Origin of the sequence: Shuttleworthella satelles DSM 14600 (genome assembly GCF_000160115.1) — a bacterium.
Lineage (GTDB): Bacteria > Bacillota > Clostridia > Lachnospirales > Lachnospiraceae > Shuttleworthia > Shuttleworthia satelles.
This window is the reverse complement of record NZ_GG665867.1, coordinates 264,340-277,953: the sequence shown is the minus strand read 5'-3', so window position 1 is coordinate 277,953 and position 13,614 is coordinate 264,340. Positions and strand designations below refer to the sequence as shown.

Genomic DNA, 13,614 nt, shown 5'->3' with positions numbered 1-13,614 from the left:
TTATGAGATCATTTGCAAATTATATATCGAAACACCTCATATCTTTTGCCGCCTTTATCTTGATATTGCTGTTGCTTAACGCAGTAATATTCACTTTGACATTTCAAAAGATGGTGACCGAGGATTATGGAGATTCATCGCCGCAATCCATGTTGAAAATGACTGCTGCTGCCGCCACGCCGGAACAAGTGTCGGAAAATGCGCTGCAAAAGCTCCGGCAGAATCATATTTGGGCGCTTTATCTAAACGCAGATGGAAAATGTTATTGGTCGATTGATCTGCCCGATGAAGTACCGAAAAGCTATACCATCCAAGATGTTGCACTGTTTTCAAAAGGATATATTGAGGATTACCCGGTTTTTGTCTGGAACACCGATGACGGGCTGCTGATATTGGGGTATCCAAAAGACAGTTATACAAAACTTACCAGCAATTATTATTCTATTGCTATACTCAGGCGATTCCCTGTCTTTGCCTTGGGAATGTTTGCATTGGATGTTCTATGTCTCTTTTTGGCCTATTATTTTTCTAAACGTAAAATCATTCGCAGCACCGAACCGATTGTGTCTGCTATAGAAACTCTAGCGGACGGAAAAACAGTTTCCCTTCACATCAGCGGCGAACTATCGGAAATTGCCAGTAGCGTGACCAAGGCTTCTTCTATTTTGAACAGACAAAATGAGGCACGCGCAAACTGGATCAGCGGTATTTCTCACGACATCCGCACACCTCTCTCCATGATTATGGGGTATGCGGGCCGCATTGCAGAAAATGAAACTGCCAGCAGGACCATTCGGGAACAGGCAGAAATCGTACGGAAACAAAGCGTAAAGATCAAAGAGCTGGTAAGGGATTTGAATTTAGTATCGCAGTTGGAATATGAAATGCAACCGCTTCATAAAGAAGAAATTCGCTTATCCAAATTACTGCGCTCCTATGTAGCTGACTTGTTGAATACAGGAGTTGCCGACAGCTATCATATTAGAATTGAGATTACTCCTGATTCCGAAAATACGGTATTAAAATGTGATACCAGATTGATTTTACGAGCTGTGAACAACCTTGTTCAGAACAGCATGAAATACAATCCGCAGGGCTGTGAAATCTGCCTTTCTCTTGCAATATCCAACAATAAACTTATCCTGGCGGTTACAGATAACGGAATAGGAATGTCTGCGGAAAAACTGCAGGAGATGGAAGAAAAGCCTCATTATATGAAAAGCACAGATGAACGACTTGATTTGAGGCATGGACTTGGGCTGCTGATTGTCCAACAGATCGCCGAAGCCCATCAAGGAGATTTTGCGATTGTATCTGTTTTCCCACACGGGTGCAGAGCAACATTGACTTTCCCCTCCTCATGAAAAACAAGCCCAAAGAAGTATCTGTTTTCCTGCAAATATCCTTGTATTTCAAACGATTTGAGGGTCAGTTCCCAAAGTTTACAGGTAAATTTACAGGACTCTGTGTTACTCTTATTCATATCAAAGCAATATCTGTGAGAGATCATTTCATCGTTTATGAAAACTGAAGTTTTTATGGAGGAAATTTTATATCATATAGGAAATCATATCGGAACAATGAGGCAGATTAGAAATGAGGTGAAGAGTGGCGAAACTTTACGCAAGCAGAAGTCCAGAGGTCTCTGAGAGGGAGAGACGCAACGGAGAACGTTCCAGGCGAATTGCAAGCCAGGGAATGGTGCTCCTGGAGAATAACGGTACCCTTCCTCTGCGGGAGGCATCTGGGAATATCGCTCTCTATGGCAATGGAGCGCGGCGCACGATTAAGGGAGGAACCGGATCCGGCGATGTCAACAGCCGTGAGATCGTCAACGTTGAGATGGGACTGGAGGATGCCGGTTATCAGGTTGTCACGAAGGAGTGGATTGATCGCGACTGTCAGAATGTGGCAGGTGCGCTGCGCCAGTATCAGGAGAAAATCATTGCCAATCTGCGCGGGAATGGTCAGAGCGCAATTATGGATATTTTCACGAATCCTTTTATTGAGCCGGCAATTGTGTCTGTTGAGGATGACGATATCAAGACGGATTTGACAGATACGGCCATATTTGTCCTCTCAAGGAATTCAGGAGAGGGAGCGGATCGCCGGCTTGATCCGGGACAATATTATCTCTTCGAAGAGGAGGTTGAGGCCCTGAAGAAGCTGGCCGTCGCATATGAGAATCTGATATTGGTTCTTAATGTAGGCGGTGTCATTGATATGAAGGAAATCAAGTCTATTCCGGGGATAGATGCGGTTCTCCTTATGTCCCAGGCCGGCAACTATGGGGGGTATGCTCTGGCCGATGTCCTGACCGGCAAGGAAACACCCTCTGGTCATCTGACCACAAGCTGGCCGGTCAATTATGAAGATACGCCGATTGCGGACAGCTTCAGCTATCGGAATGGAGATCTGGATGATGAGTACTACACCGAGGGAATTTACGTGGGTTATCGGTACTATGACAGTTTTAATGTGACCCCGCAATATCCCTTTGGCTATGGTAAGTCCTATACAAAGTTCCGGCTGGAGGCAAATGACATCGAGCTTGATGGAGATAGCATTCGCCTGCAGGTAAGAATAATCAATGCGGGAGATCGCTATGCGGGCAGGGGCCTGGCGCAGGTCTATGTTTCCGCGCCTGCCGGAAGGCTGGAGAAGCCCTACCAGGAGTTGAAGGGCTATGCCAAATCCGCTCTTTTAGAGCCAGGCGCTTATCAGGATCTGTCTATCGAGATCCCAACCAGATCGCTGGCCTCTTATGATGAGGAGAAGGCCGCCTGGATCCTGGAGCCCGGGGATTATCTGATCCGCCTTGGTCAGCACTCCAGAGACAGCCGGGTTGTCGCAAGAATTCACCTGGGTCGGGAAGTAGTTACGGAACAGCTGTCCAATCGCCTGCCTCTGGATTGCCGAATGCAGGAGCTGTCCAGAACAGGTGTCAGGCCCTATTCCTATCCTGATGAGGAGGCTGAGATTGCCAATGCCCTGGTTCTGGAGCTTATGGCAGAGGAGATAGCCAGCCGCAGGGTGACTTATTCCAAACCACCGAAGGAGATTCCCCTGCGCGCAGCCCGGACAGAGCGGTTGACTTTAAAACAGGTGAGAGAGGGGCAGATTTGTCTGGAGGATTTCCTCGGGCAGCTGCGTCCGGAGGAATTGGCCGCCCTTTGCGTCGGAAGTCAGCGAGGACAGTTTGGCGCCTCAGGTCCTCAGATCGGCGCATCATCGACTGCGGTTGCCGGCGCGGCCGGGGATACGACATCTCTTCTGATTGATGATTGCGGAGTCCGCAATCTGGTGACTGCGGATGGGCCGGCAGGACTTCGCCTGTCCAGCAGCTTCAAGGCAGATACGAAGGGGAATGTCCTGACCTCCGGTATGGCAATCCCAGGCTTTGAGTTTCTGGAGACTCTGGCTCCCAAGCCAGAGATACCCGCTGACGCGATAGACTACTATCAATACACGACGGCGATTCCCATCGCGACGCTCCTGGCACAGACCTGGGATCTGCATCTGATTGAAGAGGCAGGCGATATTGTGGGTGAGGAGATGGAGGAGCTGGGCGTCGACCTCTGGCTTGCTCCCGGCATGAATATTCATCGCTCTCCCCTCTGCGGTCGAAATTTCGAATATTATTCAGAGGACCCGCTGATCACCGGGAAATGCGCTGCGGCCGATACCCTGGGCGTGCAGAGACATAAGAGCGCAGGTACGACGATCAAGCATTTTGCCTTTAACAATCAGGAGGATAATCGAAATCATGTCAACTCTCATGTCAGTGAGAGGGCTGCTCGCGAGATCTACCTCAGGGGCTTTCAAATTGCGGTCGAGACTGCACACCCCTGTTCGATTATGACCTCCTATAACCTGATCAATGGGGAGCATACGGCGAACAGCTACGATCTTCTGACGGCCATTGCTCGAGATGAGTGGGGATTTGACGGAATCATCATGACGGACTGGGGGACGACAGGCAGTATGGGGCAGTTGGATCCCAGCGGTAATTCCAGCGAGAGAAAGTATGGCGATTCCTATGCGTCAGGCTGTGTCAAGGCTGGAAATGACCTGACCATGCCTGGCAGTCAGGAGGATGTCGACGATATTTTGAATGCCCTTGGAAAGAAGGAGGGGGAAGTTCCCTATCCTTTGACGCTGGCGGAACTGCAGAGAGCCGCGGGCAATATGCTGAAGCTGATTCTGCGTATGGACCGGCCGATGTAATCTGGGCAGACTTCCCGTCTATAGCCCCCTTCTCCTTCTCGCGGCAGTGCTTACAGGCGGTCTGGTTGCGAAGAAGAGAAGACAGGCAAGATAAGAGAGTATGTAAATATGTAAAGTCGCAAAAAGAGAATTTAGTTGTGATCAGAAAGAGCGTTTGAGTCGTTTGACTTAAGCGCTCTATTTTTTGGCCAGGGAGTATTCGCTTTAAGGTTCATTTAAGGGCGGGCGTCTAGTCTATGTACAAGTCAATTCGGATCGCGCGATGACGGATGAAGAAATATGAGGAGCGACCAGCTCATATCATACTGACTCCGGAGCGCGGGAAGAGGGCGAGACTTGGAAAGGAGGACGCTATGGATGACTATTTCATCTTGATCCCGGCCTATGAGCCGGACGATAGGCTCTTGGAACTTGTGGAGGAGCTGCGGGGCAGAAGCGGCTCTTTGGAGGCAAATCTGCATGTGCTTGTTGTGGATGACGGAAGCAGGAGGCCGGAAGCCCAGGCAGTCTTTCGCCGTCTTGAGGAACTGGCCGGCCAGGCTGGACCGGACTCCGATTCTATGCCTGAGACGGGTGAGAACAGGACAAAGACGGGATTTCGCCTGATGCTCCTTCGGCATCCGCAGAATCGAGGAAAGGGAGCTGCTCTTCGCACAGGTCTTGCCTATTTGAGACGGCTGGTTGAGAAGCCCGGCGTTGTGGTCTTAATGGACGCGGATGGACAGCACAGACCGGACGATGCTCTGCATCTGGCTCACCGCTGCCTGTATGGGGCCAACGGACTCTATCTGGGGAGCCGACATTTTTCCGGGGAAATCCCACTGCGCAGTAAGCTGGGAAACCGGTTGACCTGTCAGGTCTTTGCTCTGGTGACGGGGCAGAAGGTCTCGGACACGCAGACAGGACTGCGGGCCTTCTGTACGGCCTACATTCCGAAAATGTGCAAGATCGGCGGAGAGCGGTATGAGTACGAGATGCGCATGCTCTTAGAATTTGCCGGAGATCGGATCCCCATTTATGAGATCCCGATCGAGACAATCTATGAGAACAATAATGCCGGCAGTCACTTCCACGCGGTGAGGGACTCCATTCGCATCTACAGGGTGATTTTCGAGCAGATCATCTCCTTTGCCGGAGTTTCTCTCGCGTCCTTTGGACTGGACTATCTGCTCTATGCCCTGATGACATTGATGATTCCTGTCGTCGGGGCTAACGTCCTGGCCCGTCTGATCAGCGCGGCCTTCAATTACAGTCTGAACCGGAAGCTCGTTTTCCATCATCGGGGCAGGCTGGGAAGAAGTCTCAGCCGCTATGCGTTGACGGCTGTCCTGGTGCTTTGCGCTGACACATGTCTGGTCTATGGGCTGACCGCGCTTGGGCTGGGGGCACTGACCGCCAAGCTGATCGCGGAACCGACCATCTTTATCCTCAGCTATCTGGTCCAGAAGAACTTTGTATTTGTGAGAAAGGAGGTGCCCTATGTGGCCTGAGAAGAAAAAAATGGAGGATGAATTTCAGGAGGGCAGAGAAGGTAAGAATCCCGGATCAGGGACTCAGAAGAAATCAGACGGCGGAAAGGGCCGGGGACTGGCAGGAAGAAGATTTCGTATCGCTTCGACGGCCCTTTTGATCGCCTTCAGCAGCTACTTCCTCCTGGATACCTTTGTCCTGGCCCGTTCCTATGCCGCGTCCAGTCAGAGCTCTCTCAGCAGCTCGGAATTCGCCAGTCTGAAATCGTCAGGCAGCTCCGGGAGCTCTTCATCCTCCTCAGGGAGTTCAAAGAGCAGCTCCAGTCAGACGACCGGGACCTTGACGGAGGGGAGCAGCGGAAGCGGAGTGTATGCTGACGCGACGGTTGTAGGGACTTATTCGGACGACAATGTGACCATTACGGTATACCGCTTCTATGAGAACAGCACCTATATCTATGTGGCGGATGTTCAGGTCAGCTCAGCGGAATACATCAAGAGCGCCTTCGCCCAGGGGACCTACGGAAAGAACGTGACAGCCAAGACATCCAGCATCGCTGACAGCGTCGGAGCGATCCTCGCGATTAATGGCGACTACTACGGGGCCCAGGAATCCGGCTATGTGGTCCGCAACGGCACTGTCTACCGGTCGACAGCTGACAGTGACGACCAGGTTCTGGCCATTGGGACGGATGGATCCATGAAGGTGGTTAATGCCTCCGACGCGACAGCGCAGGAGCTGGTCGATCAGGGGGCCTGGCAGGTCTATAGCTTTGGACCGGGTCTGATTCAGGACGGCAAAGTCACTGTGACGGCCAATTCCGAGGTGGGCAAGGCCATGGCCTCCAACCCGAGAACCGCGATCGGCCAGGTCGGACAGGGTCACTATGTCTTTGTGGTCTCCGACGGGCGCAGCAGCGAGAGCCAGGGACTATCCCTCTATCAACTGGCCCAGTTCATGAAATCGCTGGGAGCCACAACAGCTTATAATCTGGACGGCGGAGGATCCTCCACCATGGTCTTCCAGGGTAAGGTAATCAACAATCCCACAACAACGGGACACGGAACGAGTGAGAGGAGTGTGAGCGACATTGTCTACATCGGAAGCTAAGAAAAGAAGCAGAAACTATGGACTTATGACCGGATTTATCCTGGCCTTCGGACTGATTTACGAGTGTTTCAGCTATGGAGTGTATGCCCCGACCATGTATTTGGCCTTCCTGATTCCCCTTTTGGGAGGTCTGCTTCCAAGCCTGATTCTCTGGTCCGGGATCAAGGGTCATCGCAGAGGCCGAATCGGAGCTGATCCCGGAGAAGACGCGGATGCGGGGACAATGGCCGGCTTGAGGCAAAAAGGAGACCATGGCGTCGGAAGGGCGATTTCTTCCCTGACCAGAAGTATCTGGGACGCCGCGGTACTGACTCTGACCCTGGGAAGCCTTATGAGCGGAGTCCTTGCTATTTACGGGACAAGCAACCGCCTTATTCTGGCATACTGGCTGGCCGCAGGCGGATTGACAGCACTGGCTCTTTTCTCTCTCGCCCGGGATCTGAGGGCAAAGAAAACCCCGGATGTCTCCCTGTCTCTGTCGAGAGCCTACTCCCCGAATCCGGGCCGGGCAGACAAAAGGGATCCCGCGAACCTGGAATACGTCTGGGAACAGGCGGATTGACTTTGCCCAATCGATTGATTAGAATGGGTTCTATTCACAAAACATTCATAAATGCAATTGATTGGAAGTTCTATGAGAGAAATAAAGCAGGAGCCAAAGAAGGAGAAGAGGAAGAAGTCGGGAATTGTCTATAACATCCTGATCGCTGTCTGTTTCCTGGTAATCGTATATTCAGGGGGGAGGATCCTCCTGACGCTGAAGGATTATCATGACTCGGAGCAGGTGTACCAGAACGCCAGGGGCGCGGTCACTGTGGCGGATTCATCGAAAGGGCAGGCCAAGGAGTGGTATCAGCAGGTGATGGTCGACTTCCCCGAGCTGCTCAAGCAGAATGACACGGTCAAGGCCTGGATCTATATGGAGAATAATGACCACGTCAATTATCCGGTGCTTTACAAGGAGAATGATGATAATTACTGGCTGCGAAAGTCCATGGACGGCAAGTACGCGATTGCCGGCTCCATCTTCCTGGAGGGGAAGAATCGGCCGAACTTCGAGGACTACCACTCCCTGGTCTACGGGCACCAGATGAATAACAAGACCATGTTCGGGAGTCTGAGCGACTACAAGGATGATCCGAATTATTACCAGGATCATCAGTATTTTCAGATTATCCGGGGAGATGTGGTCTACCGCTATCAGGTCTTTGCGTGGTCCGACCAGAACGAGGACAGCGATGTCTATGCTGTCTTTAAGGACAAGGGAGAGGATTACGCCAACCATCTGAAGCTTCTAGAGAAGGACGCCATGACTAAGACGGACGTGCAGGTCAGTGCGGATGATAAGGTGGTGACCCTGTCTACCTGCTCTAAGACGTCTGACCGCTTCATTGTCAGCGGCAAGCGGGTGGCCGCCTATGTATACGCGTCCGGACAATTGTTAGATGAAGCGCAGGCCAATGCCTACGAGAGCCAAAATCCCTGATGGCTGGCCAGACACCTCTGTGTCGTGGCTTTAAAATTGAATAGGAAGCCAGGGGCTGTGAGAATTGCGCGAACGCGTTTTTCACGGTCCCTTTTTCTTGTGTCCCGGAGGAAATGATGTCTATAATAGACAGTAAATCAGCGGAGGACAGCCTGCCGGGAAAGCATATCAGACAAGGCCAGGGGCTGTACAGACCGGGCGGGGGTTTGGAGGCAGCAGGCCAGAAGCCTGGCGCGGAAGATGGAAGGTTGGAGGCAGCAGGCGGGGGTTTGACATCAGCCTGGAATCCTGGAATATCGTGAGGCTTATTATGAAGGCGAGATTCATACAGTTTTGGAAGAAGCACAGGAAATTGCTTGTTTTTCTGATCATCGTTTTAGCTCTGGTCATCGCTGCCATCGTCCGCGCGCAGTTCGGTAAGAAGGCAGCAGATAAGGAGCCGAAGACAGAGACGATTTCCAGGCGGACGATCGTCAAGTCGGTCACGGGAAGCGGCAAGGTGACCTCTGTGCAGAGTCAGGATCTGACCAGTGATCTTCTGGCCAGCCCGATCAAGACCGTAAATGTCAAGGTGGGGGACCGGGTCAGGGCCGGTCAGCTGATCGCGCAGATGGATACCAGCCGCCTGGAGGCCAGCCGCGACAGTCTGAAGGAGCAGATCCGGTCTGCCCGTCAGGCACAGAAGGAGACGGAGACACAGCTGGCTCAGCAGGCAGCCCAGGCGGCCCAGGCGAAGCAGAGCCAGCTGCAGGGAATCGAGGAGAAGCTGGAGGAGGTCAGGAGCAGAGAAGACCAGGCAGAGAAGAGTCTGAGCCAGGCCCAGGACAAGCTGAAGCGGGATTTGGAGACAGGAAGCGGAGCGGACGCGGCCACGCTGGCGGCAGACCGGGTCCGGGTTGAGCAGAGCCAGGCTGCCCTGACGGCTCTTCAGGCACAGGAAACAGCGCTGCAGGCTCAGTTGGAGGCTCTTGAAAATGCACCGTCTGCCGACTTGTCCTCTCTGGGGAATGCCGGATCCTCTGTCACAGAGTCAAGTATATCAAGCTTGCAGAATCAGCTGGATCAACTGCAGCAGCAGATTGACAAGGGCGCGATACGAGCCTCTATGGACGGACTGGTGACGCAGGTGAAGGCGGAAGCGGGCAAGACCTACAGCGGCGGCACCATTGCCAGGATCGAAGACGACTCCTCCTTCCAGATTTTAGCAACGGTCGCGGAGGCGGATATCCCCGATGTTCAGGCGGGGATGGCGGTCAAGGTCAAGACGGGCGCGACTGGGGAGGCGGAACTGGACGGCAATGTGACGGCGGTCGCCCCGGCGGCCGGATCTTCCTCCTCCGGGACAGGACTTGGTGGGCTAGGCTCGATCGGAGGACTGGATCTGGGAAGTCTCAGTGGCCTGGGAGATCTTGCGGGAGCTTCTTCCGGATCTTCCTCCTCCGGTTTTACAGTGACAATTGCCCTTCCTGCCGGAAATGATCGCCTGCGCCTGGGGATGAATGCGGATGTCAGCATTATCACCTCTTCGGCGCCTGACGCCCTCAGCGTCCCCTTTGAATCCGTGCAGAAGGCGGAAGACGGTAGCTCCTTCATTGAGATTGTCGAGCACAAGAAGACAGGAGAGAGCGGGGATAAAAAGCAGGAGGAGATCAGCGTCAGACGGATCGCGGTCACGACAGGTCTGGAGGGCACCTACTATACCCAGATTGTCTCTGATCAGGTTCAGGAGGGGATGCAGGTCGTGGTTCCGGAGACAAAGAGTGACAATTCCGTCAATCAGCTGCTCAACTCCATGGGGGCAGGCGGAGGAGTAAACTGATGGGAGAGGTCATCCGCTTAGAGCACATTGTAAAGAGATTCTACCTGGGCCAGCCCAATGAGCTGGAGATTCTGCACGATATCAATTTCTCTGTACAGGAGGGAGAATTTGTCTCCATTGTCGGGCCCTCCGGATCCGGCAAGTCTACACTCATGAATCTGATTGGGGTCTTAGACCGGCCCACAGAGGGGCGGTATTTTCTGGACGGGATCGATCTGAGCCGGGTTACGGACAACGAGCTGTCCGATATCCGCAACAAGAAGATCGGCTTCGTCTTTCAGACCTACAATCTGATCGCCAAGACAAATGCCCAGAAGAATGTGGAGCTTCCCATGCTCTATGCCGGACTGGGACGGAGCGAGCGCAGAGCCCGGGCCAGGGAGCTTCTGGAGATGGTGGAGATGACAGACCGGGCCAGGCATTTGCCCGAGGAGCTGTCCGGCGGACAAAAACAGAGGGTGGCGATTGCCCGGGCCATGGCCAACGATCCAGCCATTATTCTGGCGGATGAACCCACCGGAGCTCTTGATACCAAGACCGGACGTCTGGTCATGGATCTGTTTCACAGGCTGCACAGGGAGCAGGGCAAGACCATTATCCTGATCACCCACTCCCCGGAGCTGGCGGCGGAAACCGATCGGATCATCGCGATTCGCGACGGTCAGATCATGGATCAGGGAGGGAGAGACTGATGCTCCTGGGAGAGAATATCCAGCTGGCATTTGCCAGTCTTAAGGCCAACAAGATACGAGCCTTCCTTACCATGCTCGGAATTATCATCGGAATCTCGGCTGTCATCGCCATTTTCACCGTGGGAAATTCCCTGACGCTCTCCATATCCGACAATATGCAGAGCGCGGGCGCCAACGACATCTATGTCAATGTCATGCCGCGCTCAGAGGAGAAGGGGGAGAGAGATCCCAGGCAGGCGGTGGATGGGATCCGCTTTGCCGGCCGGCAGACAAGAGAGAGCATGCAGGAGAGCGATTACATCAGCGACGCCATGGTCAAGGGACTGGTCGACTACCTGGGGGACAGGGTCCGGGCCGTCGTGGTCTGGGGACAGAGCGGGAATGTAAAGCTGAGTCAGAAGACGGGCAGACAGAGCGCGGACGTCAATCTTTTGGGGGTAAATGCCGGGTTTTTCTTAAATCATCCGAACAGTATCCAGGCCGGGCGAATGTTCTCGGCCGAGGATTTTACCAATCAACGCCGCGTAGCCCTGATCGCAAAGGAGACGGCGGAAAAGATGTTTGGCGACAGGATACAGGACGCTTTGAACCAGGAGATTGAGATGTCCCTGGACGGTAAGACTTACGGCGTTACGATCGTGGGAGTCTATCAGAGCGAGAGCAGAAACGCGGCGACACAGACGGCCTTCGCGGGTTCCTCTTTCTATATACCGATCGGAACCTACAATCAGATGGTGGGCAAGACGGGCGGTCGCTACCGCATGATTCAGGTTATCGCGGCGACGGGGCATGCCGGTCAGCAGATGGATCAGAAGCAGAACCAGGAGGAGCTGACTGCGGCAATTGATACGTATTTTAAGCCCTACTATCGGAACAATCCGAATTACCAGGCCAAAGCGGTCACCTTCGGCGGTCTGGTCAACATGCTGATGACTATGCTTGGGACGATTACGACAGCCATTTCCATTATTGCGGGAATTGCCCTTCTGGTGGGAGGCATTGGAGTCATGAATATCATGCTGGTCTCCGTCGCGGAGCGAACCAGGGAAATCGGGACCCGCAAGGCCCTGGGAGCCAGGAATTCCTCTATCCGGGCTCAGTTTATCGTAGAAGCCACGATCATCTGTCTGATCGGAGGCCTGATCGGGGTCATTCTGGGAATCACCCTGGGCGTAGCGGCCTCTCAGCTTCTGGGCTATCCGGCCAGGCCGTCCCTGGGAGGGATTTTGATCGCCCTGGGATTTTCCATGGGAATCGGAATCTTCTTCGGGTATTTTCCCGCCAGCAAGGCAGCCAGGATGAATCCGATCGATGCCCTCAGATACGAGTGAGAATTCCCCGGCGGGAACAGGCAGGCAAGGTGATGGCCGGACTTGCTGGCCACAGGATCGATGAGAGCATCCCTGCGGTAGAGACAGGAAAGATACTGACCGCCCTTGTTGCCCATCGGGTCAATGAGAGAATCTCCGACAGGGTAAGCAGATAGAGGCAGTTTCTGTCAGATCACAGAGAAGGCAAAGACGGTTCGGCTGTGCACAGGCTGTCCCGCGTAGATCAGAGGAGAGGTGAAGCTCTCGACATTGATGGCATTGGGGAAGTACTGGGTCTCAAGGCAGACCCCGCCCTGCCTGGGATAGTGACAGCCGCCCTTGCCGATTTCACTTTCATCGATGTAGTTGCCGGTGTAGAACTGGATTCCGGGCAGGTCGCTTGAGACGGTCATCCGGCGGCCGGAGACGGGATCCAAGAGAGTGGCCACGGGGCGAACCTGGCCATTGCAGTCTCGCAGAATCCAGTTGTGGTCATATCCGCCCGCATATTTCAGCTGATCATAATCAGCTTTCAAATCCCGGCCGATGGGCTTTGGCACGCGAAAGTCCATGGGACTGTCCTCGACGGAACGGATCTGTCCGTCGGGGATGGAAGCGGCGTCAGCATAGGTGAAAGAGTCGGATGAAATCTGCAGCAGCTGATCGAAGACCTGACCGGAATTGTGGCCGGCCAGATTGAAGTAGCTGTGGTTGGTCGGATTAAAGAGAGAAGTGCGATCGCAAATGCCCTCGTAGTCGATGATCAAGCGGTTGTCCTCGCTCAGCTGATAGGAAACGGTCAGGGTCAGATTGCCGGGGAAACCAAGGTCCATATGAGGGCTTGTGATGGCAAATGAGATGGAATTCTCACCGGCCTCTGCCAGCTGCCAGACGCGGTGGTGAAAAGAGTCGGAGCCGGAGTGCAGATTATTGACGCCGTCATTTGCCTCCAGCTGATAGCGCCTTCCCTCCAGCTCAAAGGCTGCTTGGCCGATCCGGTTGGCGTTTGGGCCGACAGTGGCGCCAAAACAGGCGAAATTGCGGAAGTAAGATTCCAGATCCCGGTAGCCCAGGACGATGTCCGCTGTCTCTCCCCTGCGGTCCGGAACATCCAGCTCCAGCAGGACAGCCCCCAGATTCATGAATTTGGCGCGCAGACCCTTCCCGTTGGAAATCGTCCAAATTCTCACTTCCTCTCCATGGGGACCTCTGCCCCAGATCTCTGACTCAGTCATTTTCCCCTCCTCGAACTTTGATTCATCGACCCCCACAGACTTTTTGCTACCGGCTCATTTTCGGTCGACCCTGCCTTTTTATATCGTCCGGCCGGCTGTCCTTTGGCAGTGCGTTTGATTCTATTTTAAAAAGAAGCTGGGCGGGCGGCAAGAGGAGAATCCATCGACGGAAAAGGATACAGTCGCCATATGAAAGGATCGACGCCGGGTCAGGGGAAATACGCAGGGTTTCGTCGATCAGGAAAACGCAGGCTTTTGCCGGTCA

General features: G+C 53.7%; 11 protein-coding genes. 10 read left to right on the top strand and 1 reads right to left on the bottom strand.

The window, feature by feature from the left end:
• Nucleotides 1-2: 2 nt before the first annotated feature.
• The 10 genes from GCWU000342_RS08055 (at nucleotide 3) to GCWU000342_RS10855 (ending at nucleotide 12,290) form a co-directional block, all read left to right on the top strand.
• Nucleotides 3-1,364, top strand: a complete 1,362-nt coding sequence (locus GCWU000342_RS08055) for a sensor histidine kinase (protein ID WP_006906902.1) — start codon at nucleotides 3-5, stop codon at nucleotides 1,362-1,364.
• Nucleotides 1,365-1,608: 244 nt separating this feature from the next.
• Complete coding sequence (locus GCWU000342_RS08050) at nucleotides 1,609-4,227, top strand: glycoside hydrolase family 3 protein (protein WP_045000938.1); 2,619 nt, start codon at nucleotides 1,609-1,611, stop codon at nucleotides 4,225-4,227.
• A gap of 353 nt (nucleotides 4,228-4,580) precedes the next feature.
• The gene (locus tag GCWU000342_RS08045) at nucleotides 4,581-5,717 is read left to right on the top strand and encodes a bifunctional glycosyltransferase family 2/GtrA family protein (protein WP_045000936.1); all 1,137 of its coding nucleotides are present in this window, start codon (nucleotides 4,581-4,583) and stop codon (nucleotides 5,715-5,717) included.
• On the top strand, nucleotides 5,707-6,807 hold the full coding sequence (locus tag GCWU000342_RS08040; protein ID WP_006906897.1) for a phosphodiester glycosidase family protein: 1,101 nt from the start codon (nucleotides 5,707-5,709) through the stop codon (nucleotides 6,805-6,807). Before GCWU000342_RS08045 ends, GCWU000342_RS08040 begins: the two co-directional genes overlap by 11 nt.
• Nucleotides 6,788-7,369, top strand: a complete 582-nt coding sequence (locus GCWU000342_RS08035; RefSeq protein WP_156784535.1) for a hypothetical protein — start codon at nucleotides 6,788-6,790, stop codon at nucleotides 7,367-7,369. Before GCWU000342_RS08040 ends, GCWU000342_RS08035 begins: the two co-directional genes overlap by 20 nt.
• 72 nt (nucleotides 7,370-7,441) lie before the next feature.
• Complete coding sequence (locus GCWU000342_RS08030) at nucleotides 7,442-8,293, top strand: class B sortase (RefSeq protein ID WP_049921678.1); 852 nt, start codon at nucleotides 7,442-7,444, stop codon at nucleotides 8,291-8,293.
• A 310-nt stretch (nucleotides 8,294-8,603) separates the two neighbouring features.
• On the top strand, nucleotides 8,604-10,112 hold the full coding sequence (locus GCWU000342_RS08020; RefSeq protein WP_006906893.1) for an efflux RND transporter periplasmic adaptor subunit: 1,509 nt from the start codon (nucleotides 8,604-8,606) through the stop codon (nucleotides 10,110-10,112).
• Nucleotides 10,112-10,804 carry an ABC transporter ATP-binding protein gene (locus GCWU000342_RS08015; protein ID WP_006906892.1) on the top strand — a complete coding sequence of 231 codons (693 nt, stop codon included), beginning with the start codon at nucleotides 10,112-10,114 and terminating at the stop codon, nucleotides 10,802-10,804. Before GCWU000342_RS08020 ends, GCWU000342_RS08015 begins: the two co-directional genes overlap by 1 nt.
• Nucleotides 10,804-12,135, top strand: coding sequence for an ABC transporter permease (locus GCWU000342_RS08010; protein ID WP_006906891.1), 1,332 nt, complete (start codon nucleotides 10,804-10,806; stop codon nucleotides 12,133-12,135). Before GCWU000342_RS08015 ends, GCWU000342_RS08010 begins: the two co-directional genes overlap by 1 nt.
• Nucleotides 12,136-12,167: 32 nt before the next feature.
• Nucleotides 12,168-12,290 carry a hypothetical protein gene (locus GCWU000342_RS10855; protein ID WP_278081759.1) on the top strand — a complete coding sequence of 41 codons (123 nt, stop codon included), beginning with the start codon at nucleotides 12,168-12,170 and terminating at the stop codon, nucleotides 12,288-12,290.
• Between the two features lie 12 nt (nucleotides 12,291-12,302).
• Here the strand turns inward: GCWU000342_RS10855 and GCWU000342_RS08005 are convergent, their stop codons facing one another.
• Nucleotides 12,303-13,349, bottom strand: a complete 1,047-nt coding sequence (locus GCWU000342_RS08005) for an aldose epimerase family protein (RefSeq protein WP_045000933.1) — start codon at nucleotides 13,347-13,349, stop codon at nucleotides 12,303-12,305.
• Between the last annotated feature and the right edge of the window lie 265 nt (nucleotides 13,350-13,614).

What these genes read in the sequence shown, in the direction of transcription:
- GCWU000342_RS08055 (WP_006906902.1), top strand. Translation starts at nt 3, where the DNA reads ATGAGATCATTTGCAAATTATATATCGAAACACCTCATATCTTTTGCC.
- GCWU000342_RS08045 (WP_045000936.1), top strand. Translation starts at nt 4,581, where the DNA reads ATGGATGACTATTTCATCTTGATCCCGGCCTATGAGCCGGACGATAGG.
- GCWU000342_RS08040 (WP_006906897.1), top strand. Translation starts at nt 5,707, where the DNA reads ATGTGGCCTGAGAAGAAAAAAATGGAGGATGAATTTCAGGAGGGCAGA.
- GCWU000342_RS08030 (WP_049921678.1), top strand. Translation starts at nt 7,442, where the DNA reads ATGAGAGAAATAAAGCAGGAGCCAAAGAAGGAGAAGAGGAAGAAGTCG.
- GCWU000342_RS08020 (WP_006906893.1), top strand. Translation starts at nt 8,604, where the DNA reads ATGAAGGCGAGATTCATACAGTTTTGGAAGAAGCACAGGAAATTGCTT.
- GCWU000342_RS08015 (WP_006906892.1), top strand. Translation starts at nt 10,112, where the DNA reads ATGGGAGAGGTCATCCGCTTAGAGCACATTGTAAAGAGATTCTACCTG.
- GCWU000342_RS08010 (WP_006906891.1), top strand. Translation starts at nt 10,804, where the DNA reads ATGCTCCTGGGAGAGAATATCCAGCTGGCATTTGCCAGTCTTAAGGCC.
- GCWU000342_RS10855 (WP_278081759.1), top strand. Translation starts at nt 12,168, where the DNA reads ATGGCCGGACTTGCTGGCCACAGGATCGATGAGAGCATCCCTGCGGTA.
- GCWU000342_RS08005 (WP_045000933.1), bottom strand. Translation starts at nt 13,349, where the DNA reads ATGACTGAGTCAGAGATCTGGGGCAGAGGTCCCCATGGAGAGGAAGTG.